Source organism: Oceanobacillus longus (assembly GCF_042650085.1).
GTDB lineage: Bacteria > Bacillota > Bacilli > Bacillales > Amphibacillaceae > Oceanobacillus > Oceanobacillus longus.
Genome location: NZ_JBHSAO010000001.1, coordinates 81,520 through 106,902, shown reverse-complemented (window position 1 = coordinate 106,902; position 25,383 = coordinate 81,520). Strand labels below are relative to the sequence as shown.

Genomic DNA, 25,383 nt, shown 5'->3' with positions numbered 1-25,383 from the left:
AAAGTGTTTAGACAGAAAGTAACAAACAATAGAAATCCCTATTGGATATAGTTAAAAGCTATATCTTGGGAAAGATTTTAAGTATTATACTATATCGATTCTTTAATGATACGCTTGATATACAGTTTTAAATATAGAATTTTCGTTATTCACTTATTATTTTAAATCGTTTAGTTTTTAACCGATAAGGATTTACTTAGCAATGACTGACAAAAAAAAGGAGGATGAATTGCCATAACTTTATCTGAAGGTCCTATAGCTTTTGGTGAATAGTGGTTTTTTAATAATAATTGATTGAAAGGATGACATGGATGGATTTATTAGCCGAACTAAAAAGAAGAATCCTAATCGGTGATGGTGCGATGGGAACTTTACTTTATTCCTATGGTGTTGATCGCTGCTTTGAAGAGTTAAACCTAACCCATGAAAAACAAATCACACATATTCATCAATCCTACATTGATGCTGGTTCAGACTTAATCCAAACGAATACGTATGGTGCTAATTATATCAAACTTGCTCGATATGGATTAGAAGATCAAGTAAAAAAGATAAATACACAAGCAGTAAAAATAGCGAAAAAGGCCGCGAATAACGATGTATTTGTTCTTGGTACAATAGGTGGCATTCATGGAACACAAGCGTCACAGGCGACAAATGAAGAAGTGAAAAGAAGTTTCAGAGAGCAGTTGTATTGCTTACTTTTAGAAAATGTAGATGGTCTAATGTTAGAAACGTATTACAACTTGGATGAATTAACAACCGTGTTAGAAATTGCACGGGAAGAAACAAACATACCCATAATCGCCAATGTATCCATGCATGAGCCAGGTATTCTTGAAAATGGTATTCACTTACCTAACGCACTACAAAGATTGGAAGACAGTGGTGCCGATGTGGTTGGGATCAATTGCCATTTGGGCCCCTTCCATATGCTAAATTCGTTCAAAGATGTTCCATTACCAGAAAATTCATATCTAGCAGCATATCCGAATGCTAGTTTACCTGCTTACCGGGATGGAAAACTAATCTATGAAAATGAACCAGATTATTTCATTCGTTCTGCAGAGGATTTCCGCAATGAAGGTGTTCGATTACTCGGTGGATGCTGTGGCACTACACCTGAACATATAAAAGCGTTAGCAAAAGGGGTACACGATTTAAAACCATTAACAGAAAAGAAAGTTGTTAAGAAGCCATCGCCAATTGAAGTCAAAGGGAATCAAAATCAACCCATAACCCCTTTACTCGATATTGTGAAAAAGAGACCTTCCATTATTGTTGAACTCGATGCTCCGAAACACTTAGAGACTGAAGAATATATGGAATCTGTGAAAGCATTAAAAAAAACCGGAGTCGACGCGATTACATTGGCAGATAATTCACTAGCAACACCAAGAATAAGTAATATCGCAATCGCTGAAAAAATTAAACAAGAGGTCGGAATCAGAACACTTGTGCATTTAACTTGCCGGGATCGAAATTTGATTGGTTTACAATCGCATCTCATGGGACTGCATACATTAGGTATCCATGAAATTCTAGCAATTACTGGAGATCCGACGAAAATTGGCGACTTTCCAGGTGCAACTTCTGTTTTTGATGTTACATCCTTTGATTTGATTAAATTAATCAAGCAATTCAATAAAGGAATTTCTTTTTCCGGAAAGTCATTAAGACAGAAAACCTCCTTTCAAGTCGGTGCTGCCTTTAATCCGAATGTTGCCCGACTTGACAAAGCAGTAGAACGAATGGAGAAAAAAATCGACTGTGGTGCAGATTATTTTCTTACACAACCAATGTACAGTCCAGAAAAAATTATCCAATTACGTGAGGCAACAAAGCATATTGATACACCGATTTATGTAGGAATTATGCCACTTACGTCCACTAGAAATGCAGAATTTCTTCATAATGAAGTGCCAGGCATCAAGTTAACCGACAATGTAAGAGAAGAAATGCGTTCAGTTGCTTCAGATAAACAATTGTCAATTGAAAAAGGGATTGCAATTGCAAAAACATTAATTGATACAGCATTAGACAACTTTAACGGTATTTATCTAATCACACCTTTCATGCGTTATGAGATGATCATTCAACTTGTTGAATATATACAGGAAAAAGTACAGCTACATCCTGTTGAGGAGGTGTTGTCCATTACCGGGCACAATCTGTAGATAATGATTATCTAAATCAAGTAAAACAAACATGAGGAGGAAATAAAATGACAAATATAATTAGCTCAAATTTAGGTTATCCACGAATTGGTGAAAAGAGAGAATGGAAACGATCTTTGGAAAGATATTGGAACAAGCAAATTTCCGAGAAAGAATTACTAGAACAAACGGATGCAATCAGACTAGCAAACTTGAAAAAGCAAAAAGAACTTGGAGTTGATTTAATACCAGTTGGTGATTTTTCCCTATATGATCATGTTCTCGATACATCTGCTATGTTTGGAATTATTCCAGATCGTTTTAATTATAATGGTGGAAAAGTTGATTTAGAAACGTATTTTGCAATTGCTCGCGGAAGAAAAGATGCAGTCGCATCTGAAATGACGAAATGGTTTAATACGAACTATCACTATATTGTTCCTGAACTCGAAAATCAGAAGCCAACATTAACCGAAAATCGCCCACTTGCATTTTATAAGGAAGCAAAAGAAAAGCTAGGTATTAATGGCAAGCCAGTTATTTTAGGTCCCATTACATACCTAAAATTATCAAAGGGATATGAGGAGAAAGACTTTTCAGCACGGTTACAGGAATTTATTCCTTTATATATCCAACTATTAAAAGAACTTGAAGAAGCAGGAGCGTCATGGGTACAAATCGACGAGCCAATTTTTGGAACGAATGTATCCAAAGAAGTTATCCTAGAAGCAAAGCAAGTATATGAACAATTTAAGCAAGCTGCACCGAAGCTGAAACTTATTTTACAAACCTATTTTGAACATATTATTCATTACAAAGAGATCGTAGAATTCCCTGTACATGCTATTGGACTTGATTTTGTTTTTGGAGATTCATTGGAATTAATTAGACAGTATGGCTTCCCTGAAGATAAGGTGCTTGCAGCTGGGGTTATCAATGGACGAAATGTATGGCGAGCTAACTTAGAAGACAAAATCTCCCAATTAGAATTGATTCAACAATATAGTAAGGGGAATCAATTAATTATACAGCCGTCTTCTTCCCTGTTACATGTTCCAGTTACCATAAAGTCTGAAGTAAAGCTCGATTCAGATGTGAAAGATGGGTTAGCTTTTGCAGATGAGAAACTTGAGGAAATTGTCTTACTTACGAAAGGACTTCATTCTGGGAAAGACTCTATTAAAACGGAACGAAAAGCTAATAAAAATGCACTAGATCGTTTTTCCAATTCAACAAATCGAAATAATAAACAAGTACAAGATGCGATAAATAAATTAGATGCTTCTGATGCAACACGCTCTCTACCTTTTAACGAGCGTATAAAAAAACAGCATCAAGAATTGAATTTGCCACTACTTCCAACAACTACGATTGGTAGCTTACCACAAACAACAGAAGTAAGAAAAACGAGAACGAAATGGCGTAAAGGTGAAATTACAACCGCTCAATACGAACATTTTGTTAAAGATAATATAGAAAAGTGGATACACATCCAAGAGGAACTTGGCCTTGATGTCCTTGTACATGGTGAATTCGAGCGAACGGATATGGTTGAATATTTTGGTGAAAAACTGAATGGGTTTGGTGTGACCGAATACGGTTGGGTCCAGTCTTATGGTTCACGCTGTGTCAAACCTCCATTAATTTTTGGGGATGTATCATTGGATCAGTCAATGACAGTAAAGGAAAGTGTTTTTGCTCAAAGCTTAACAGACAAACCTGTCAAAGGAATGCTAACAGGTCCAGTCACGATTTTAAATTGGTCTTTTGCCCATGATGATGTTTCCAGGTATACGGTACAAAATCAGATTGCTCTAGCACTGAGAAAAGAAGTTGAATCTCTTGAAGAAAATGGCATCAAAATTATTCAAGTAGATGAACCTGCATTACGAGAGGGACTCCCATTGGACGAAAATAAATGGAAAGATTATTTAGATGCTGCAGTATACGCATTCCAATTAGCAACATCATCTGTAAAAGATGTAACGCAAATTCATACACATATGTGTTATTCTGAATTTAAAAATATCTATGATGCGATTGATGGATTGGATGCAGATGTTATCTCTATCGAAACATCCCGAAGTCATGGGGAGATTGTTTCTACGTTTGAAGAGAATACGTATGCAAAAGAAATTGGACTTGGTGTGTATGATATTCACAGTCCACGTGTTCCAGATAAAGAAGAAATCAAACAAAATATCAACCGAGCATTACAGACCATACCTAAAGAACAATTCTGGATCAATCCTGATTGTGGTTTAAAAACAAGAAGTGAAGCTGAAACAATTGGGGCATTAAAAGCAATGATTCAAGCTGCTAAAGAAATACGCGAAGAACAGTTAACCTTTCAAAAACAATAAGTCAGCTTATCACATGTATGATTGGGTAGTTTCACTAATATATTTTTAATGAATAGACAAGCAACCGACTCATCCATCATGAGTCGGTTGCCTGTAAAAACCTTTTCCTAATTACTATTCTTTTAGTCCTCGTTAAACCACAACGGATCATTGTTATCAACATCACCATTATAATTGATTAGAATCTCTTCTCCTGCTTTTATATTCGTATGTGCAAAAAAGATAAAAGTGTGATTTTCAAAACTAATCTCGTATGTTGCATTAGGCTCATAGGAATGGTTAAACAGCATTCCATAACCAAGAAGGATTGCAGTATGGTTGATCCCATATTCAAAAGCGTAATCTGCTAGTAGTGTTTGCTCAATGTGTTGATGCTGTTCGTTTGGATAGGAAATTACAGGTGCAACATGTAAAATTTCTCCTTTTTTGATATCACATGTAGCAAATACCCCTCTATTAAATTCTCCATCACTAAGTGAAGATGTTTTTATCTCAATCATGTTGTTCGCCTACTCACTTTTTAATTATTGTATCTAACTGTAACATGAATTTTAACATAATGCTTAAAAAAGGCATTCATCCCTTTTTAGATTAACTTATACTATTAACATTAAACTAAAAAGTTGGCGAAACCCTATCATTTAGGTGTCGCAAACATGCCCCTAGGCGAGCATTCCCCGCCGGAACATCTCTGCAATCGCATGAACTCGGTTCGTTGCGTCGAGCTTTTTGATTGCCATTTTTACATATTGTTTAACAGTCAGTTCACTAATACTTAGGGATGATGCGATTTCTTTTGTTAACTCGCCCTTCGCAATTCTTTTCATAACCTCAAACTCACGTTTACTAAGTAGTTGCTTCCTATCCTTATGTGTTGAACCTTGAATAATTTGACCAATCTTATTACTGAAATCCGTGATGGCATTGAGGTCTTCTTCATTGAATTCAGCACCTTCATTAAATAAACTGCTATAAATAAATCCAACTACGATGGACCTGCAGCAGATCGGTGTGACAAGAAAAGAAGTAATCGCGGATTCAATGACGAAATTACTGCTCGTCTTTTCAAAAAGCTCCCTATCCCGATAGAACTTAGCTTTCTTCTCATCAATCGCTGCCATAATCGTCGGTAGCGTTCGAATATCATATCGCAATTCATGGATATATTTAATTTCATCTTGTTCCAAAGATATAATTCCTTCTCCTAAAAATCCCAGTGGAGAATAACGTAATAGGTAAGCATTCTGTACAGGAAATAGGTCCGTATACATTTCCAGATAAGCGACGAGTTGCTTCTCATGGGATGCTGTATTTTCGATTAATTGTAATTGATCAGATAAGGTAGACATTTGAACCATAGGAACTCCTCCTTTTGGGGTAGATGGACTATACAAAAATAGGAATATACGCACTTCCACGAATATTATAACATTAATTTATGAAAGCGTTATCTAAAAGCGTGAGTATTTACTTATTTTTAAATGCATAAGGGGGATAAATTAATGAAGGCTTTAGTAATAGAAGATGTTCAAAAAGCAGTTGTAAAGAATGTTCCAGATCCGGAAATTGAAAAAGACGGTATTCTAGTTAAAACCATGGCAAACGGCGTATGCAGAAGTGACTGGCATGTATGGGTAGGCGACCATGGAATTGTTCAGCCTATCATCGGCCATGAGTTCTGTGGGGTTGTGGAAGAAGTAGGTCCTGAGGTCAAGAACTTTAAGCGTGGGGACCGTGTTATCGTTCCTTTCTCTGGAAGTGATGGAACCTGCCCACATTGTATCGCTGGAAATACAAACCTCTGTGATTCATTTTTCGTACCAGGTACCGCTTATCAGGGCGGATACGGAGAATATGTTGCAGTGCCATTAGGTGATCGTAATGTGATGCATATGCCGGATAGCCTTAGTTTCTCTGATGCAGCAGCACTCGGATGTCGCTTTATGACTGCCTATCATGGCGTAGTTGATCGCGTGCATGTATTACCTGGTGAAAAGGTAGTCGTCTACGGTTGCGGTGGCATCGGACTCTCTGCGATTCATATTGCTTCATCGATGGGGGCAACTGTCATTGGTGTAGATATTAATGAATCGAACCTTGAGCTTGCTAAGAAACTTGGTGCGGATTACACGATTGATAGTAAAAATACCAATCCTGTGGAAGCAGTTAAGGAATTGACACATGGCGGTGCTGATGTTTCAATCGATGCACTTGGAATTCCAGAAACATGTGTAAATGGAATAAACAGTCTTGGTAAAGGTGGCCGGCACTTACAAATTGGGGTTACGACGAAAAAAGAAGGCGGATTTATTTCCATTCCTGTCGATGATATGTTAATGAACGAAAAATCATTTGTAACTACACTTGGAATCCCAGCATTCCGCTTCCCTTCCCTATTAGATCAGGTTGCTACAGGTAAACTGGAGCCAGGTAAAATGGTAACAAGAAATATCAAGCTTTCTGAGGTTGAAGGAATTTTTGAAGATATGACTAATTTCAAAACAACGGGTACTTTCGTTGTGACGGATTTTAGCTAAGTAAAATGGGCTGTCTGGAGAAATTCTGGACAGCTATTTTTGTTTGCTATCAACGCCTTTCTTTTCTCCAAATTATTATTCGGACTCCTTTTTCTAACAGGATGACTAATCCTAGAGGTGCTATTCCCCACCCCTTAGGACATTTTTCTTTTTCCATCGTTGCTAGAACTTTCAAGGTTTAGAGTATCTAGATGCAAGTTAGCTGAACTGTTGCCATAAAAATAGTATGATAACGAGAGGAATGCACGGAAGGAAGCGTTACTTCATGGATATACAACAGTTACAAAAGGATCTTAATAAACATGGCTATCAAAAAGCTGCAAAGCTACTGCCTTTGGTCACGGTGAAGCAAGGTATTGAAAAACTTGAGACGATCGCTGAAATTTTGGAAGACTACCAGGCGGAAGCAATCGATTTTTCAAATGATATCGGTATTCTGTATGCACAAGTACGGGCTTTATCCGTATATGATGAGACTTATCAAGAAATATTACTTCGTGATCTGCGATACATCCTACAAGAAATTATCACGCCGACTCATGACTTTGTTAGCATACTCATGGAAGAGGCTGAACTGCAGGAAGTAATTACGTGGTATCAACATGCAATGCAAGGTGATTCGGATGCACAGCTTGCACTAGGTAAATTCTATAAAACAATCAACCGAGATGATTGGGCTTTTGTTTGGTACGAAGCAGCTGCAAATGCAGGTAATCCCGATGCCCTCTACTGGGTTGGCAATTATTATTTTGACGGTATTGGTTTCGATAAGAATTTTAAAAAGGCATTTACATGCTATAGGAAAGCCGCAGAAAAAGGCCATCCTGACGCAATGAACAATTATGCAGATATGTATTTCCGTGGGGAGTATGTTGAAAAGGATGTTCAACGTGCATTTGAGTTATTTTCCATTGCCGCGGAACTTGGTGTTGCTGAATCCATGTATACCGTTGGCTATATGTATAAGAATGGTATCGGTGTAGCAATGAATTTGGGAAAAGCAAGGCATTGGTTTAGAAAATCTGCCCTTTCCGGTGATGACTATGCAGCCAATCACCTCGGTCAGGAAGCATTTGAACAGGACAACGGCGAAGACGCATTATACTGGTTCCAAATGGCAGCGGATAGGCAAGACGCTCTTGGCAAATTCAACCTCGGTTTTTGCTATGAATCCGGAACTGGCACCCCGAGGAATATAAAAAAAGCAAAGTACTGGTACCAACAAGCTGCACTTCTAGGTGATACAGAAGCAAAAGAGAAGTTGAAGGATTTTTAAGCGCAATACTTTCGATATGGCTCTTTAATGACCCTTCAACAATTGCCAGGTCTTTACACTTATATTTTATTCCAAATCAGACATGAGAGAGACCGTGCAATACTTACTAAAAAAACGTCCTATAATAGGACGTTTTTGTTGTTAAATTAATTAAATACCATTCCGCCATCCGTTAAAATATTTTGCCCTGTAATATAATCCGAAGCAGGAGATGCCAAGAATGAAACAAGGTTTGCTACATCTGCGGGTGTTTGTGGACGTCCAAGTGCAATTCCTTCTATGAATTTCTCAAATGCTTCCCCTTTTTTCGTTCCCATGTGTTCCATCATTTTTTCATCCAGTCGTTCCCACATGCCTGTTCCAACAATCCCTGGACAATACGAATTTACGGTAATTTTGTCTTTCGCCAATTCTTTGGCAGCCGTTTGTGTTAGCCCTTTAACCGCAAATTTAGTTGCAGAATAAACGCCTAACATTTCGAACCCTTCTTGACCAGCAATGGAACAAGCGTTAATGATTTTACCGCCATTTCCTTGTTTTTTCATTTGATTTGCTGCTGCTTTAATGCCGTAAATTGTACCTTTAACGTTAACATCAAGCGCAAAATCAACTGCCTTCGGGTCAACATGTGTCAGTGGCGCCACTTGCCCTTCCACTCCTGCATTGTTAATAAATACATCGACACTACCAAACGTTTCAACTGCATGCTTGACAAGTGCTTCTTGTTCGTCAGGGTTTACGACATTTCCAACAAATGATGTTACCTGAACATTTTTATCTTGAAATTCCTTCTTTGTTTCGTTTAAAACTTCTTCATTCAAATCACTTAAAACAATAGCAAATCCATCTGCTGCTAGTTTTTCTGCTAATCCTTTACCAATTCCTTGTGCTGCGCCTGTGATAACTGCTACTTTTTGATTGCTCATTATAATCGCCTCCGACATATGTGTTTATATACAATTTTAGTGTATTGCATATTAGTTTTATAAAAAATTTGTATGCGTAACGATAGTATACCCGTATAGTGCACATTAAAACTTCCTTAGAGACTTTCAGTTACTTGATAGGGGACGTGGTTCACCTCAAACTTGTCCCATTTTAAGCGCAACAGTTGGACAACTTTCCTGCCCCGTGTTATTAAACTAAAAATCAACATGATATAATGCTGTAAACGAATGAAAGCGTTCGTTCATAATTAAAACAAGGAGTTATTCCCTATGCATATTCAAGGTACGAAAAAACTACTGGATTATTTAAAAATAAATCCTGTGTCCCAACAGGAATTAGACCCTCTTTTCTCATGGCACGCCAATTTAATGACCATTAACCGCAGAAAAGCGATTGTTTTAGTAAATGATAGAAATCGCTATATCATCGTTTTATATGGAATAACCGCAAAGCATGTAAAGAAACTTGATGAACTTATCTTAGAAAGCATTAAAGAAACGTTTTTGGAAGAAGGGATAAAGGAAGAAATCGTCGAACAATATATCCAACACGCCCCAGATTTTACCTTTGCTAAAACAAAAGATAAGACATCCGTAGCCAGAATGAATAAATCTTGTGAAACAATCTATATTTGGGATGACTTATTGGATGATGATCATGTTGAACAAATAAAGTTTAACAAGGAAGCAAGCCGCTATTTAATTACAAATGGCAAAAATAATTATATCAACCCTAACCGGGAACTATATAAGAATCTTGAGGATTTCACGGGTCAAATGGCAATACAAGTGAAAGCAGTAAGACTTAACGTGAAATTAAATTTAGAAAATCGTTCTGTAGTGCGCAAACTGGTGGTTCCTCTTAACTTCACTTTTTATCAGTTACATAAAGCGTTACAAATTGCTTTTGACTGGAAAGATTATCATTTACATGAATTCTATATTTATGGTGACCAAACTACTGATGCACAAAACAAGGGAAGGTCCCTCAACTACCCTTCCTTTGATCTTGAAAATAAGAAACTCATCGTAAATCTTGTATGCAATAAAGAGACTTTAGACTATAAAAATGATATCCCGGTAAAGCTTGAAGCAGAAATAAAACTGTCCAGCTACCTTCCAACATATAAACATATGAATTACATTTATGACTTTGGCGATGATTGGACTCATCGTATAGAAGTCGAATCATTCATTAATGATTATGACAAAAATTTTCCGGTATGTATGGAAGGAGAAGGAAACACACCACCTGAAGATGTCGGTGGCACCCACGGCTATGAAATGTATCTAAACATCCTAGCAGATCCAACTCACCCCGATCATCAGCATATGTTGGAATGGGGTAAAGGACAATATAAACGGGAGTTTGATATTGAGAAGGTAAACAGGTTCCTGAGGAGTGAATTTGAGTAAAAAATATAGGAATCCACAAATTAAGAATTAAACAGACAGAATACACTTCGGCCAGCTCCAGTGGCACTAACCCGAAGTGTTTATTTGTTCTTTAATTCTATCACCATCCCATATAACTATAAAGGCCTCCGCATCGAGGGGCATATTAATTAAATGACAGACCAAATGACGTATAGCAATTAAATAATTAACAAAAACTAATTATTAATCAGGGGTGTAATAAAAGGAGGTCTTCTTGTGAATAGAAGTTTGTTATTTATCACTGTTTTATTGTGTAGCCTGTTTGCGCCACTCATTTCAAATGCTCACGTTAAATGGTTTACAGAAGAAGCAGCTTTAAAGGAAAGTATTGTAAATATTTTATCGCCTTTTTTCATGGCATTTGCTCTATTCGTTGCTATAGTTTTAGCTGCAATACCCCAATTTCTTCCTAGATTGATGAATTTAGAGATAGCGAAAAAGATTGAAGGAAAACTAGCAGGCTTGCGTATCTATTCAAGGCATTTGCTAAAATACGGAACAGCTCTTGCATTAGCCATTCAAGCTTTATCAGGAACTATGTTTGCACCTGAATTTAGCATAACAGAACCAATGCAACAAATTGCATTTTGGTTTGCAATTGTTTTATTACTGATTCCCCATCACTATGCAACAAAATTAGCTTCTATCGTACTTTTAGGTCTGTTTATAATGGTTTGGTCCTACACAGGATGGTTCCATATGCTTGATTATGGATTTTATATCGCTATTTTCTTCGTATTATTAGTAGGGAAGTCAAAGTGGGAAAAATGGGGATTTCCTTTCTTATATCTGGGCACGGGGCTTTCACTTTGTTGGGTTGCTGTTGAAAAATGGGTGTATCCAGCTATGACGCTAGATATTATTGAGCGTCACGCTGTTCCTACATTTGGATTTGAACCGTCCATTTTTATAGTGATGGCTGCTTTTATAGAATTTGTTGTTGGTTATTTACTTGTAGTAGGCATACTAAACCGACTTTTAGCAGCAATAGTAACGATATTGTTTATACTCACATCCATGCTCTTTGGAATAACGGAGATTATTGGTCATGCGATGATCCACATTATCTTACTAATTTTTATTATTGAAGGTGTCTCTTTTTATCACCCTCCAATTAAGATGCACAAATCTAGAATAGATCAAATGATTTTCATTTTTCTTAATTTCTTATTTGTCTTGTCTACCTTCATTTTGATTTACTATCGCTTTGCTTAGAGCGAACTTCTCTGGAAAACTCCTCCCCCTATTGTTTCATATCTATTCAGCTGATTTAATCTAATAAACTTAAACATTTAATTTTTCGTTATCGCAACTAAATAAATAAAGTCTCCGATACTCGATATTCCAATAGAAAACAGTAACAGCGTGGGGTCTCTCCAATCCTTTAAGCGTGTCAACAGAACACCTCCAATGTTATTGTAAGTAGCTAAATATCCTTGTTTAATATACCAACTTATATGCTAAAATAGAAGTTGGATTATTTATAAAGAGAGGGATTATGAAATATATGAATGTGACCATGAAGCGACTTTGTCTGTACATTGTTGGTTTATTTTTTCTTTCACTTGGTGTCAGCTTTTCCATACAAGCAGATCTTGGTGTATCGCCAGTTTCATCGTTAGCCTATGCATTTTCACTGTCTTCCGGTTTATCAGTTGGGATGATGACCGTATTCGCAAATGTTTTATTTATTATCGTACAAGTGATTTTAAGTAAACAATTCCATTTGAGGGATTCTATCGTGCAATTAATCATTGCATTTTTATTTGGTTTCTTTATGGATATAACCTTATTCCTGTTGCAACTACTGCCTGCACCTGAAACATTAGTTATGCGATGGGGATTTTTAACTATTAGTTTATTCGTTGTAGCAATTGGTTTACTTGGATATTTCAGTGCTAAATTCCCTTTAATGCCATATGATGAGTTAACACATGTCATCAGTCATAAATTTAACATGCAATTTAGTAATGCGAAAATTTCCAGTGATTTATTAAATGTCGGTTTGGCAGGTTTGGTATGTATTATATTCATTGAATCATTAGGATCCATTGGTATTGGTACACTAATTGCTGCGTACTTCATCGGTAAAATTGTAGGCTGGTTAATGAAACATTATCAAAAATATGTAGTGCTATGGATTAATAAAAATAAAGAAGATTTATATATTGAATCTATAGAAAATACGACACCACAAAAAGAAAACACGAGTCACTCCTCTTAACATGAAGATTCGTGTTGAATTGCCGACAATCTGACCTTTGAGCCTACTACTTATAGTAATATTATCGTTCCAAAGGATGCAAATAACGGAATCCAAAAAGTTTACTCACAACTCCACCTCCATCTATAAAATTAATCACCTTTTTCGGTCACTCATCAGCTTGGTGAGTTACCTTTCTCTTGGTTTTTGCCCCGACACCTCTTCTACAGTGACAATACAGCTTAATAGACTGTTTCATCCAGGTAATGTTGTCACAAAAATTAGAAAATACTATATTTACAGTTATAAATCTAGTATAATAGTCTTATAAAATGGAATAAAGGTGATGGGGAGAATGCGTCAAGTTTCACTCATGTTAACGGTTGTATGCTGCATGCTTTTCATCATTATATACAACACTGGAGAAGTATCTGCGGAAGTACTGTTAGAGGAAGGAAAAGAAAGCTACCCGCTCGGTTCAGTAGTTGAACTGCTGGAGGATAAGGAAGAGCAATGGGATATAGAAGATATAGCCAGTGGAATACTTGATGACCACTTTTTCCATTATCCAGGTGACGTTCCAAGCTATGGCTATACAGAATCGACATTTTGGGCCCGCATTACCCTTTCCAATCATTCTCCAGAAGAGGATTGGTTGCTAGATATGACCTACCCACCCCATGACTGGGTTGGACTTTATACTCCAACAGGAGACAATGGATTCTCCTTGAGGGAGACGGGAGATCATTTGCCCTTTTTAACAAGAGACATTCACCACCGTAATTTTGTGTATAAGCTCACCATTCCTCAAGGCGAGATGGTGACATATTATCTGCAAGTCGATACGGCTGGCTCCATGCAATTACCGATGACGCTTTGGTCAGAAGATGACTTTCATAAGAAGAGTCTAGTGGAATATATTCTTCTTGGGATCTATTTTGGGTTTGGCCTGATTATGATTTTTTATAACTTATTTTTATTTATCTCCATTCGTTTTACGAGTTATCTGTGGTATGTCCTCTTCATCCTATCGCTCATGCTATGTCATTTCACCTTGAATGGGCTTGCTTTCCAATACCTCTGGCCGGAGATGACGTGGTGGAACAATCGGGCCATCCTGTTCTTTATGGCCAGCGCGAATATCAGTGCCATGCTGTTTACGAAATCATTTCTTCAACTTAAAACGAATACACCAAAACTGCATAAACTCATTAACATCTTTATTCTCATACAACCGATTCTCATCGTAATTCTTTCAGTTAGCTATAAGTTAGCATTGAATTTAATCATGGGTTCGACCATTGGTTTAGTGTTGATTGTTATTACTGCCGCAATTCTATGTTGGAAAAATGGCTATGTTCCTGCCAAATATTTCTTTTTCGGATGGGTTATTTTTCTTATCGGCGTAACCTGCAGTTCCTTGGCCGATATGGGGCTGATTCCAGTAACCTTCCTCACGAAATACGCTTCTCAACTAGGATCAGGTATCGAAATTATCCTGTTCTCCTTTGCATTGGGTGAACAAATTAATCGGCTGCGCCAGGGAAAGGAAGCTGCAGAACAGCATGCACGACAGAGTCAGGAACTTGCGGTCAAACATTTACAACAGGCTAATAAGATAAAGGATGAATTTCTCGCAAATACTTCCCATGAACTACGGACACCATTACATGGCATGATTGGCATCGCTGAATCATTACGGGATGGTCCCGGTGTCGATACGCGGATTAACCAAAATCTTTCTCTGATCATCACGAGTGGGAAACGGCTCACCCATCTGATCAATGATTTGCTTGATGTATCGAAACTAAACCACCATGAATTGGAACTGGATATTGAACCCGTTTCTTTGAGGGAATTAGCTGAAGTGACCTGTACCGTTTCTTCCACTATTAGCTCCGCAAAGCAAGTGGCTATACGGAACCTGATACCAGACACGTTACCTCCTGTTGCCGCTGATGAAAATCGCCTGCAACAGATTTTATACAATTTAATAGGTAACGCAATCAAGTATACTGATTCGGGAGAGATTACCCTATTCGCCGTGACGAAGGAAAAAGAAATAATCGTATCAATTCAAGATACAGGCATTGGTATATCCGAACAGGACCTGGAAATCATCTTTGCAAGCTTTGAACGAGGCTCAAACCTTAAAGACAGATTTTCCATTGGAACTGGTTTGGGACTCACCATTACGAAACAGCTGATCGATTTGCATGACGGGGATATCATGATCCAATCCACCCTTGGAAAAGGAACGACGGTATCTTTTTCTATTCCCATTTACCAAGGAATGAAGCAACTTTTAAAGCATGTCGTTTCAAATTCGACTTCCCATTTGCAGCAACCAACACCAATCCAAGATGAATTGGCAGCGCTATCGGCAACTGAAGATCAACAGCAACGAATTTTGATTGCTGATGATGAAGTTGTGAATATTCAAGTCCTACTCAACCATTTGTCAACAGCCGGATATCAAGTCGTTATTGCCTATGATGGTGAACATGCACTTGATCTTCTAGCTGGAAAAACTTCATTCGATTTGGTGATTCTTGATGTCATGTTACCAAGACACTCCGGATTTGAAGTTGCAAAGAAACTAAGAGAGCAGTATACATTAACCGAACTTCCCATTTTGATACTTACCGCTCGTTCACAAACGGAAGATATTGTAACTGCCTTTGAAATGGGAGCAAATGATTATCTAGCCAAACCATGTTCCAAGGAAGAACTATTATCACGCGTAAAGACACTTCTATCCTTAAAACAGATGATGGAGGAAGTTGTTTCCATTAATAAGGAACTTTCCCATTTAAATCGTTCACTTGAAGCCAAAGTAAAGAAGCGAACAAAGGAACTACAAATAAGTACCGAACAGCTCAGCAGAACGGAAGGAGCAAGAAAGCAGCTGATGTCCAATATTTCGCATGAACTTGGCACACCGATGACTTCAGTCAAAGGGTATGTGAAAGCAATGATGGATGGGGTCGTCGATTCCAATGACCATAGCTATCTAAAGATTGTGTATCAGAAAATTTTATTTATCGATCGGCTAATTCAGGATCTATATGAACTATCGAGATTGGAATCAGGACAGATTAGCTTTCGTTGGAGAGAGCAAGCTGCTGGTGATTTGCCAGCGATTCTGCTTCAAAAGTATGAAATCGATGTAATAGCGCATGAAATCACATTTGAGATACAGGATGAACTAAAGGGAACTGAACACATGGAATTAGTGACGATTGATATCGACAGAATCGATCAGGTTCTACAGAATCTTATCTTTAATGCGATTCGATTTATAGGAAAATCTGGATTAATCGAAATAACTTTAAAAAAGACAAACTCCGTTCCAGTACAACACGATGAAGTTGGAAAATCTCGTGAGCCCACACCAGATCATTCTTTTTTACAGATAAGTGTCCGTGATACCGGAAAAGGAATGCTTCCAGAGGAGCTTCCACTCATATTCGATCGCTTTTATCAAGCGGATAAATTGAGCAAGGAAAAAAGTAACAATACAGGTCTTGGACTTTCGATTTCCAAACAGATTATGGAATACCATCAGGGTTACTTATGGGTAGAAAGCAAAGTAGGCAAAGGAAGTACATTCCATATCACTCTTCCTTTGTATCCAGTCGTTACCAGAGAGGTGAAAGAAATTGAGTAAAGAAATAATCTTGATTGTAGAAGATGATGCAGATATTTGTCATTTAATCCAATTATATTTGGAAAAGGATTATCATGTAATCATGGCTGAAGATGGTAAAAAAGCAATCGAACGTTTCCATGCCCATTCACCTGACCTTATTCTTTTGGATATCCTTTTGCCGGAAATAGATGGATTGGAAGTATGCAGGCGAATTCGAAACGTTAATGAGGAGGTTCCGATTTTATTTTTGAGTTCCCGTAGCGAATATGAGGATCGTATTCTCGGGTTAGATGCAGGTGCTGATGATTATATTATCAAGCCTTTTGATCCTGGTGAAGTGCTTGCGCGCGTCAAAGCGCATTTAAGGAGAAAAGAAATTGCTTTGAAACAATCAAATGAAAACGTGTCCTTGATGAAATTTGGAGATCTTGAAGTGAATCTGGATAATTATACGGTTCTCAGGAATGGGGATCGCGTCCATTTGTATGCGAAAGAGATTCAGCTACTATTCTTCCTGATTCAACATCCCAATCACGTATTCTCCATCGAACAGCTTTATGAACGAATTTGGGGAGAAAACAAATTCGGGGATTATAAAACCGTCAAAGTTCATATTAGTAATATCCGGAAAAAATTAGAGATTAATCCTGCAAAACCAGAATTTATAACTACAGTTAGAGGATTTGGATATAAATTCTCACCAGAAAATTAAAAATTATTACTTTTTAAACCTTGTTTTAACCTTCCCCTATTATAATGAAACAAGGCAGAAGATAAGGTGAATTTTTCGGGGAAAGGGTGAACGGAAATAGAGATGCATTCACAACGATCGGTTGACATAGCAAAGTTGGATAAGGAATGGTTGCATTTGATACGGGAAGCTAGAAAACTCGACCTTTCCATAGAAGAAATCCGTAATTTCCTGCAACAGAAAAACAATGCAACATTTATTCTTCAAGGGAATCCTGAGGTGAATTATACCCGTACTAGAACATAAAATCGTGTTTCTCAAACAAACACAATACACTTTAATGAAGACTCCGTTATAGACGATAATAACGGGGTTTATTGTTTTTTGAAGTCTTCTTATAATAACCACTTCTTCCAACTGAACAAGCACTCCATGACGTTTGATTTTCCCCTTCGTCTGTTTATTAAGCAACCCAATTCAGAGAAAATCACAACCCAAAAAAGCCCCTTTTGCAATGTGCAATAGGGCTCTCTTGGTTATTATTCTATGAAATGCTTTACCGGGATGTGTACCTTGCCACTTGTAAGGAAGTTGTAGATTCTTATAATGCTTTTTCCACTTCTTCTTTTAGTTGACCAGCGTCAATCTCAACAGGAAATTGAAATTCCTTGTCGTTAATATAAACTGTTGGTACCATTTTTACCTGACGCTCGATCGCTTCAGCCGTAATTTTCAAGCTTAATTCAATTGTATCAGGTTCTTCTTTTAACCCGTATTGTTCGGATAACATGTTTTTAATCGAGTGACTATCAGACTCACTCCACGCGCTTTGGTTTGCGAAAAGCTCTTTCATAATGGTATAGATACGTTCTGGATCGCTATAATCAAGATACGTATTAACTAACGTACCATATAACAACATTTCGCGAGGTTTGTCATAATGTTTAATAATGTATTCGACTTGCCCATCTTTAATATAAGGTGTTAAACTTTCATCTGCCGCTTCGAAAAATGTTTTACAGTATGGGCATGCAAGATTTAAAAATACTTCTACTTTCACAGGTGCATTTTTATCTCCATAACTTAGGAATGCATTTTCAACAGATTTTGTCATGTAAATCCTCCTCTATACTATACTATTCTATGTTACTTGGAATTAGTGCTTCATCAATATTGACGGCTTCTTCTATACTAATATCCGTTTCTAGTAGTTCCGCATTATAGAATGTATCTGCTAAATGTTGTTGACTTTCAATAATTTCTGCGTCAATTTTCTCAACACCGAACGTACGACGGTCATTTGCTTTCTGAAGTGGTGCTACATCTAAGCCCAATTCAGCAGCTAAAATCTCAGCAACTTTTGTTTTATTTTCATTTGCCCATTGATCCGCATTCTGTAATTCTTCTAAAATAATTTTTACCACATCAGGTTTTTCAGTTAAAAATTCTTCTGTTGCAAAATAGAATGTACGATTTTCAGTTGTATCCGTGCCATTTATTATGGTACGTGTTTCTACTGTGTTTTCTACAATTGCCAAGTATGGATCCCATGTACCGTAAACATCAAACTCATCTTGTGTAAATGCTGCTAAACCTTCTGCAGCATCTTTATAAAACTTAATTTCAACTTCATCTAAAGGAATACCCGCTTCTTCTAATGCTACCAATAATAGATAGTGTTGATTACCACCTCGTGTAACACCTACTGTTTTCCCTTTAAAATCTTCAATTGTTTCAATATCGGAATCTACTTTAGTAACTAATGCAACGCCTTCTGGATACGGTGCCTCTGAAGCTAGATAGTTCAATTCGTGGCCACCTGATTGCATGAATACAGCGTTACCGTCAGAAGCATGTCCAAAATCAATGTTATCTGTATTCAATGCTTCTAATAATACGGTACCAGTAGTAAATACTTTCCAATCAATCGTATATCCAGCTTCGTTTAATGCTTCATCTAAATTACCATGTTCTTTTAAAATATTTACCGTATTCCCTTTTTGATAACCGATTGTAATCACTTCATTTTCACTGTCATTGCTATTATCCGTTGCATCAGCAGTAGAGTCTTCACTACAGGCTGCTAATACTAGCACCAATAATGCTGTTATTAGAATCAATAGTTGTTTTTTCATTTTTTTATCCCCCTAGGATTTGATTTAATATTTTCTTTTCATAATAAGTAAATTTTTCGTTACGTTCACGCGGTCTCGGCAAATCGATTACTTCATCTAATTGGATAACCCCTTTGTCTATAACAATCACCCGATCTGCTAAGTGTATAGCTTCAGTAACGTCATGAGTAACAAGTAGTGATGTAAACTTCTGCTGTTGCCATAATCCTTCAATCAAATTCTGCATTTCCATACGCGTAAGCGCATCAAGTGCACCAAGTGGTTCATCAAACAACAATACACCAGGGTTACTTGCTAATGCGCGTGCAAGGGCTATACGTTGTTTTTGTCCACCTGATAATTGATCGGGCCAATCATCTTTCTTGTCCATTAACCCAACCTCTTCTAGCGAAATTTTTGCTGCTGCTGGATTAACCGCTCCAAGAGTAATATTATTTAAAATATTTTTCCACGGAAGCAAGCGATCATCTTGAAACATGATACGAATCTTTGGTTCCTTCGCATCGTCGGTTAAAAACGATAATGAACCTTTCGTACTCTCTTCTAATTTAGCGATGATGCGTAAAAGTGTACTTTTCCCACAACCACTTCGACCAACGATTGCTGTAAAACTACCTTGTTCTACCGATAAGTTGATATCACGTAACACTTCGTTGTCACCATAACTTTTACTAACATTTTTTAATTCAATATTAGACATCGTATCCCCCCAATCTCACATTAAGTTTTGTTATTTGTTAAAAGCCGCATTCCATTTTAATAAACGTTTTTCAAACAGCTTTGCAATAACATCGGATAGCTTACCTAAAATGGCATAGAGTACGATGGTTAATACAACGATGTCCATTTGCATAAATTCACGGGCATTCGTTGCCATAAAGCCAATCCCTGAATCTGCACCAATGGTTTCTGCCACGATTAACGACATCCACATAACTCCAAGAGCATAACGGATCCCGACTAAAATCGAAGGTAAGGATCCTGGTAAGATAATGTTCGTAAATAACTTCCACTTCGATAGCCCATAAACTGTACCCATCTCAATTAATTTCCGATCCACATTCTTAATACCATTGAATGTATTTATGTAAATAGGAAACATCACACCAACTGCAACTAAGAATATCTTTGCACTTTCATCAATTCCAAACCATAAAATTACGAGTGGGATTAATGCCAAATGGGGAATCGTGCGTACCATTTGAATGGTTGTATCCGTCAGTCTTTCAAAGAATAAAATAGTACCGTTAAATAGTCCAAGAGCAAATCCGACAGCTCCTCCAATGAAAAAACCGATTAAGGCACGTTGCGTACTAATTAATACATGTTCTTGTAAATCGCCGGTTTTAAATAACCGAATCCCTGCTTGCGCGATTTCCACTGGAGTAGGTAGAAGTGTCGATGTAAGTATTTTGTATTGACCAAGTAGTTGCCAAAGTACAATAAAGACGATAGGCAACAACCATGGGAATAATTGATTGTTATACCATTTAGCGCTTCTTTTCACTTTCTCACCTTCTTCATAAAATTTTAAATGGGTATGATAACTTCCTAATTATAATAATCCCTATCGTTTTTGTAAAGATTAAATTTTGATTATTTCAGATAATTTTCGTCACATTGTGACATATTCCATGTTTCATTCAATATGAAAGACCAAATTAGATACGAACCCTGTCCTTCTCAAGTCGTTAAGCTATACAAATTTAATTCGATTGACGTATACTATCTTTTACAAAAGACAGTATGTTTTACGTATATAGTACATAAAAGTATACTGTTATTTCAATTAGATGGAGGGAATGATTCCATGGATCATGGACGTGAAAGAGAGTTTAATTGTGAGAAAGAACTAACGCTTTCTGTTATAGGTGGGAAATGGAAAATGCTGATTCTTTGGAATTTAGGTAATGAAGGAACGACACGTTTTAATGAATTAAGACGACTCATTCCAGGAATTACCCAACGCATGCTCATCACCCAACTTCGTGAATTAGAATCTGATTTTCTTGTTCACAGAGAGGTATATCCTGTCGTACCACCGAAAGTAGAGTACTCGTTAACAGCACAAGGAAATTCGCTTCGCCCCTTGCTCGAACAAATGACGAAATGGGGTATTTCTTATAAGGATTTTTTAGATGAAACCGTACCTAATTCAATTACGATCAAAGAAACGGCGGCTAAGTAACTAGCAGAAATAGCAGATAACCTTATGTATTAAGCTTTCCGTAAAGAAAAATTTAAAACACTATAAAATTGCAGCACTTTAAAGCCAAAAATAACGAAATGAACCCAAACAAGACATACTTAAGTGATGAAGAATATAAAACGATGATTGAAGAAATCAAGAAAAACATCCGTTAATTTTGATGCTAAATTATTTGTTTCAAAACTCGTATGAAATACGTATGAAAGCTATCTTCCCAATAAGGAAAGGTAGCTTTCACTTGTGTTGTGTCCTTGGTTGGTCACTCATCTGCCCTATGAATGACCTTTCTTTTGAGTTTTTTCCTTGTTTGGTCACCCATCTGCTCCTTGATTTTGATACGTGTTCAATACAGATATTTTGAATATAAATAATTGTTAATCCATCACCATTGCTTCACATCGCTCTAACCTAAATTTCTTTTTTGTTCATCTATCATTTCAACTGCTGTACCATACTGCTCATAATAGGAGTCAGCGGAACCAAAGACACCACATACTTTTCCATTTAAATCTAACACATGCAAATTGTCATAAAAATCTTCCACACTCAATGGGACATCTCCAGCAGATCATGTATAAACACCAATAAAGAAAACAAATACAAGAGATGGCTTCCTTTCTTGAAGACCACAGTATACTTTGAATCACTATATGTTTTCAATGTGCGTACTTATCAATTTTAGTTTAAGGATTTATACTAGGTATGCATAAAATTATAAAACAAAGGGGAAATAACAAATGAAATTACAGTTAGCTTTAGACCTAGTAAACATTCCAGAAGCCATCGAATTGGTGAAGGAAGTAGAAGAACATATTGATATTGTAGAAATAGGAACACCGATTATTAATATAGAAGGTCATAGAGCAGTACAAGCAATCAAAACAGCATTCCCTAATTTAGAGGTTCTAGCAGATATTAAAATCATGGACGCTGCTGGTTATGAAGTGGCAAATGCATCTCAAGCTGGCGCTGATATTGTTACTATTCTTGGTCAAGCAGAAGATGCTTCCATCAAAGGTGCTGTTGAAGAAGCAAAAAAACAGGGAAAACAAATTCTCGTAGATATGATTGCTGTAAAAGATATCCAAACGCGTGCAAAAGAGCTTGATGAATTAGGCGCTGACTATATTTGTGTGCATACAGGCTATGACTTGCAAGCAGAAGGTAAAGATTCATTCGAAGACTTACGTAGTATAAAAAGCGTTGTAAAAAATGCGAAAATAGCAATTGCTGGTGGAATTAAGCTTGAAACCTTACCTGAGGTCATTAAAGCACAACCAGATCTCATCATTGTTGGTGGAGGAATCACAGGCAAAGAAAATAAAAAAGAAGTCGCTGCACAAATGCAACAACTTATTAATGCAGGCGTGACCGCATAATATGCAAACAATTGCTTATACAAAGGAAATACTTGCCGAGCTAAGTCGTACCATCGAGCGTATGGATGATGCAGAAGCAGAAAAGCTGGTAGATGGAATGCAGCGTGCAAATAAAATTTTTGTTGCAGGTAGTGGTCGCTCCGGTTTAATGGCGAAAGCATTTGCCATGCGCATGATGCATGTTGGACTTGATCCATATGTCGTAGGCGAAACGATTACACCAAATCTCGAAGCCAATGATATGCTTATCATTGGCTCTGGGTCAGGAGAAACCAAAAGCCTGCTATCCATGGCCGAGAAAGCCACAAGCATAGGTGCAAGCCTTGCGCTGGTGACTACCAATCCTACTTCTGTCATCGCTCCATTAGCAGCGATTATGATTGAAATTCCTGCCCAAGCAAAGGCAGAGGGAACTAGCGGGAAATCCATTCAACCAATGGGATCCCTGTATGAACAGTCCCTTCTATTATTTTATGATTCAATTATTTTACGATTTATGGAGAAAAAAGAACTCCACAACGATACTATGTACGGAAGACATGCAAATTTAGAATAGGACATGTGGTCAGGAAAGTTGTCCAAGTTTCGAGAGCTGTTCCTGACCCAGTTCTTTTTTTACTTCCATTGTAACTCGTTCTGTAACATCCACATGAAACATATCTTTTTACCGTATTCATTTTTGTCCTCCACTGCTGTTATACATTGCCCCTTCCCTGCATTATAAATGGTTTCTATAAAATTTCTTAGTGTATGTTTATATTTGATTTGCATTATTTTCCTACTTCAAGTAAAACTAAAGAAAGCAATTACAAATTCATTTTATATGAAGAAAGGGAGGATTATTCAAATGGATAGAATTGAAGTTGGCGAAGTATTTACGATTACGGATGAAACGGCACAGGATCAAGAAGTTGAAGTGTTGGCAAAGGTGACCCTAGAAGATACAGACTATGTGGCGGTAAGCTTTTTAGAGGACCTGCAAGAAGATAGTAAAGAAGAAATTGATCTCTTTTTCCTTAAAATCGACGATGATGGTGAGTTGTCAGCAATCGAAACCGATGATGAATTTGATAAAGTCTCCGAAGCATTTGATGAAATCTTGGATGATGAATAATTAAAAAACAGATAAGCAAGAAGGCTTATTGCGAAAAAACCGACTCATACAAATGAGTCGGTTCCTTTATTTTTGGGCAATTTTATTCTTGTGCTGCAAGTCTATGTCGCTCAGCCGCTTTTTTACCATGCACCAAATAATAAACTACAATTGTAATAAAGGCGATGGCTGCCATGCCTAGATAGAGCCCTCGAAAGCCTGTTAATGGGAGAATGATTCCTAATAGAAATGGACCAGTTCCAACTCCAATGTCAAAGAACACAAAAAAGGTCGATGTGGCTAAGCCAACTCGATGGTTAGGAGCTTCGTTCACAGCAATGGTTTGTGCACTTGATTGTAATGTACCAAAGCCAACTCCAATGATTGCACCAGCTATAAGCAATGTAATTCCGAGATGAGCCTGACTTAATAGAATTAACCCAACACCATATAATAAGATTGCCGGATACATGACAGTGTTTTCCCCTCTAAGGTCAAACATCCGACCTGTTACTGGTCTGGAAAGTAATAGAAAGACGGCGTACATGACAAAGAAGAAACTTGCTGCATCCACTAAGTTTATTTCGGTTGCATAAGCAGTCATGAATGACAAAATACTGGAGTATACAAATCCAGAGATTGCAACGAAAATTGCAATTGGTAATGTCGTTTTTTCAAAGTAATCACTAAAACGGAAACCTTTTTTCACATTCTGATGTTCTATAACTTTTTCTCTCTCTGGCACATGCATAAGTAAAGTCGCTACTAAAGCAATAATTGAGAAGATTGTTGTTGCAACAAAGATCATGTCATCTTCAAAATATTGACTGATGATCAATCCTAAAAATGGCCCTACCGCCATTGCCAGGTTCGTACTCGTTGCAAAGTAACCCATTCCTTCCCCTCGTCGTACTTCTGGGATCACACCAACCGCAATCGTTCCTGTTGCGGTTGTACCAATACCAAAAGCAAAACCATGCAAAAACCGGATGAGTAATAAAAGTCCTAAGTTATTAACAGGAAAATAAAGTAACATGATAACTAAAAACAGTGCAATACCAAAGACTAAGAGCTTCTTCCTGCCCACCGTTTCAATCATTTTCCCTGCTATTGGTCTTACAATAACAGCTCCCAAAACAAAGATACTTGATGCAAGTCCTGCCATACTTTGAGACGCCTGAAATTGTTCAATGGAATAAATCGCTAATGTTACCATTAACATATAAAAAGATACAAACAGCAGGAAATTAGCTGCTGAAACCATAATAAAATCTTTTGTCCATAATTTAGGTTTTCGATTCAAGA

Annotated in this window: 23 protein-coding genes; 14 read left to right on the top strand and 9 right to left on the bottom strand. The window is 37.2% G+C overall.

Annotated features, from left to right (window positions below; all coding sequences use genetic code 11):
• The first annotated feature begins 311 nt into the window (after positions 1–311).
• Positions 312–2,177 (top strand): bifunctional homocysteine S-methyltransferase/methylenetetrahydrofolate reductase, encoded by a 1,866-nt coding sequence (locus ACFOUV_RS00480; RefSeq protein WP_379494804.1) that lies wholly within the window; start codon positions 312–314, stop codon positions 2,175–2,177.
• A gap of 47 nt (positions 2,178–2,224) precedes the next feature.
• The gene (gene metE, locus ACFOUV_RS00475; RefSeq protein WP_379494803.1) at positions 2,225–4,519 is read left to right on the top strand and encodes a 5-methyltetrahydropteroyltriglutamate--homocysteine S-methyltransferase; all 2,295 of its coding nucleotides are present in this window, start codon (positions 2,225–2,227) and stop codon (positions 4,517–4,519) included.
• Between the two features lie 122 nt (positions 4,520–4,641).
• Here metE and ACFOUV_RS00470 read toward each other — a convergent pair whose 3' ends face one another.
• On the bottom strand, positions 4,642–5,019 hold the full coding sequence (locus ACFOUV_RS00470) for an SET domain-containing protein (RefSeq protein ID WP_379494802.1): 378 nt from the start codon (positions 5,017–5,019) through the stop codon (positions 4,642–4,644).
• 162 nt (positions 5,020–5,181) lie between these two features.
• The gene (locus tag ACFOUV_RS00465; RefSeq protein ID WP_379494801.1) at positions 5,182–5,877 is read right to left on the bottom strand and encodes a response regulator transcription factor; all 696 of its coding nucleotides are present in this window, start codon (positions 5,875–5,877) and stop codon (positions 5,182–5,184) included.
• A gap of 144 nt (positions 5,878–6,021) precedes the next feature.
• Here ACFOUV_RS00465 and ACFOUV_RS00460 point away from each other — a divergent pair, with 144 nt between their 5' ends.
• Positions 6,022–7,056: a zinc-binding dehydrogenase gene (locus ACFOUV_RS00460; protein WP_379494800.1), complete on the top strand. Its 1,035-nt coding sequence runs from the start codon at positions 6,022–6,024 to the stop codon at positions 7,054–7,056.
• Positions 7,057–7,321: 265 nt separating this feature from the next.
• Positions 7,322–8,332, top strand: coding sequence for a tetratricopeptide repeat protein (locus ACFOUV_RS00455; protein WP_379494799.1), 1,011 nt, complete (start codon positions 7,322–7,324; stop codon positions 8,330–8,332).
• Positions 8,333–8,478: 146 nt separating this feature from the next.
• On the opposite strand, the gene ACFOUV_RS00450 is transcribed toward ACFOUV_RS00455, so the two are convergent.
• A complete protein-coding gene (locus ACFOUV_RS00450) occupies positions 8,479–9,258 on the bottom strand; it encodes an acetoin reductase (protein WP_379494798.1) in 780 nt (259 codons plus the stop codon).
• Between the two features lie 291 nt (positions 9,259–9,549).
• Here ACFOUV_RS00450 and ACFOUV_RS00445 point away from each other — a divergent pair, with 291 nt between their 5' ends.
• The 6 genes from ACFOUV_RS00445 (at position 9,550) to ACFOUV_RS00420 (ending at position 17,568) form a co-directional block, all read left to right on the top strand.
• Positions 9,550–10,695: a plasmid pRiA4b ORF-3 family protein gene (locus ACFOUV_RS00445; RefSeq protein WP_379494797.1), complete on the top strand. Its 1,146-nt coding sequence runs from the start codon at positions 9,550–9,552 to the stop codon at positions 10,693–10,695.
• 237 nt (positions 10,696–10,932) lie between these two features.
• Positions 10,933–11,931: a hypothetical protein gene (locus tag ACFOUV_RS00440; protein ID WP_379494796.1), complete on the top strand. Its 999-nt coding sequence runs from the start codon at positions 10,933–10,935 to the stop codon at positions 11,929–11,931.
• Positions 11,932–12,214: 283 nt separating this feature from the next.
• Positions 12,215–12,940, top strand: a complete 726-nt coding sequence (locus ACFOUV_RS00435) for a YczE/YyaS/YitT family protein (protein ID WP_379494795.1) — start codon at positions 12,215–12,217, stop codon at positions 12,938–12,940.
• Between the two features lie 334 nt (positions 12,941–13,274).
• Positions 13,275–16,589 carry an ATP-binding protein gene (locus ACFOUV_RS00430; protein ID WP_379494794.1) on the top strand — a complete coding sequence of 1,105 codons (3,315 nt, stop codon included), beginning with the start codon at positions 13,275–13,277 and terminating at the stop codon, positions 16,587–16,589.
• Positions 16,582–17,283 carry a response regulator transcription factor gene (locus ACFOUV_RS00425; protein WP_379494793.1) on the top strand — a complete coding sequence of 234 codons (702 nt, stop codon included), beginning with the start codon at positions 16,582–16,584 and terminating at the stop codon, positions 17,281–17,283. The genes ACFOUV_RS00430 and ACFOUV_RS00425 overlap by 8 nt, the downstream gene beginning before the upstream one ends.
• A 102-nt stretch (positions 17,284–17,385) precedes the next feature.
• The gene (locus ACFOUV_RS00420; RefSeq protein ID WP_379494792.1) at positions 17,386–17,568 is read left to right on the top strand and encodes an anti-repressor SinI family protein; all 183 of its coding nucleotides are present in this window, start codon (positions 17,386–17,388) and stop codon (positions 17,566–17,568) included.
• A 295-nt stretch (positions 17,569–17,863) separates the two neighbouring features.
• On the opposite strand, the gene ACFOUV_RS00415 is transcribed toward ACFOUV_RS00420, so the two are convergent.
• The 4 genes from ACFOUV_RS00415 to ACFOUV_RS00400 are packed head-to-tail and all read right to left on the bottom strand — an operon-like array spanning position 17,864 to position 20,904.
• A complete protein-coding gene (locus ACFOUV_RS00415) occupies positions 17,864–18,376 on the bottom strand; it encodes a thioredoxin domain-containing protein (RefSeq protein ID WP_379494791.1) in 513 nt (170 codons plus the stop codon).
• Positions 18,377–18,398: 22 nt separating this feature from the next.
• Entirely contained in the window at positions 18,399–19,397 is a 999-nt protein-coding gene (locus ACFOUV_RS00410) for an aliphatic sulfonate ABC transporter substrate-binding protein (RefSeq protein WP_379494790.1), read from the bottom strand.
• 4 nt (positions 19,398–19,401) lie between these two features.
• Positions 19,402–20,097: an ABC transporter ATP-binding protein gene (locus ACFOUV_RS00405; RefSeq protein ID WP_379494789.1), complete on the bottom strand. Its 696-nt coding sequence runs from the start codon at positions 20,095–20,097 to the stop codon at positions 19,402–19,404.
• 30 nt (positions 20,098–20,127) lie between these two features.
• A complete protein-coding gene (locus ACFOUV_RS00400) occupies positions 20,128–20,904 on the bottom strand; it encodes an ABC transporter permease subunit (RefSeq protein WP_379494788.1) in 777 nt (258 codons plus the stop codon).
• Positions 20,905–21,207: 303 nt separating this feature from the next.
• On the opposite strand from ACFOUV_RS00400, the gene ACFOUV_RS00395 reads away from it, so the two are divergent.
• Positions 21,208–21,585 (top strand): winged helix-turn-helix transcriptional regulator, encoded by a 378-nt coding sequence (locus tag ACFOUV_RS00395; protein ID WP_379494787.1) that lies wholly within the window; start codon positions 21,208–21,210, stop codon positions 21,583–21,585.
• A 424-nt stretch (positions 21,586–22,009) separates the two neighbouring features.
• On the opposite strand, the gene ACFOUV_RS00390 is transcribed toward ACFOUV_RS00395, so the two are convergent.
• Positions 22,010–22,156: a hypothetical protein gene (locus ACFOUV_RS00390; RefSeq protein ID WP_379494786.1), complete on the bottom strand. Its 147-nt coding sequence runs from the start codon at positions 22,154–22,156 to the stop codon at positions 22,010–22,012.
• A gap of 187 nt (positions 22,157–22,343) precedes the next feature.
• Between ACFOUV_RS00390 and hxlA the strand changes: the two genes are divergently transcribed.
• The 3 genes from hxlA (at position 22,344) to ACFOUV_RS00375 (ending at position 24,099) form a co-directional block, all read left to right on the top strand.
• Entirely contained in the window at positions 22,344–22,985 is a 642-nt protein-coding gene (gene hxlA, locus ACFOUV_RS00385; RefSeq protein ID WP_379494785.1) for a 3-hexulose-6-phosphate synthase, read from the top strand.
• A gap of 1 nt (position 22,986) precedes the next feature.
• Positions 22,987–23,541, top strand: a complete 555-nt coding sequence (hxlB, locus tag ACFOUV_RS00380) for a 6-phospho-3-hexuloisomerase (protein WP_379494784.1) — start codon at positions 22,987–22,989, stop codon at positions 23,539–23,541.
• A gap of 291 nt (positions 23,542–23,832) precedes the next feature.
• Positions 23,833–24,099, top strand: coding sequence for a DUF1292 domain-containing protein (locus tag ACFOUV_RS00375; RefSeq protein WP_379494783.1), 267 nt, complete (start codon positions 23,833–23,835; stop codon positions 24,097–24,099).
• An 82-nt stretch (positions 24,100–24,181) separates the two neighbouring features.
• Here ACFOUV_RS00375 and ACFOUV_RS00370 read toward each other — a convergent pair whose 3' ends face one another.
• On the bottom strand, positions 24,182–25,381 hold the full coding sequence (locus ACFOUV_RS00370; RefSeq protein WP_379494782.1) for an MFS transporter: 1,200 nt from the start codon (positions 25,379–25,381) through the stop codon (positions 24,182–24,184).
• Positions 25,382–25,383: the final 2 nt, after the last annotated feature.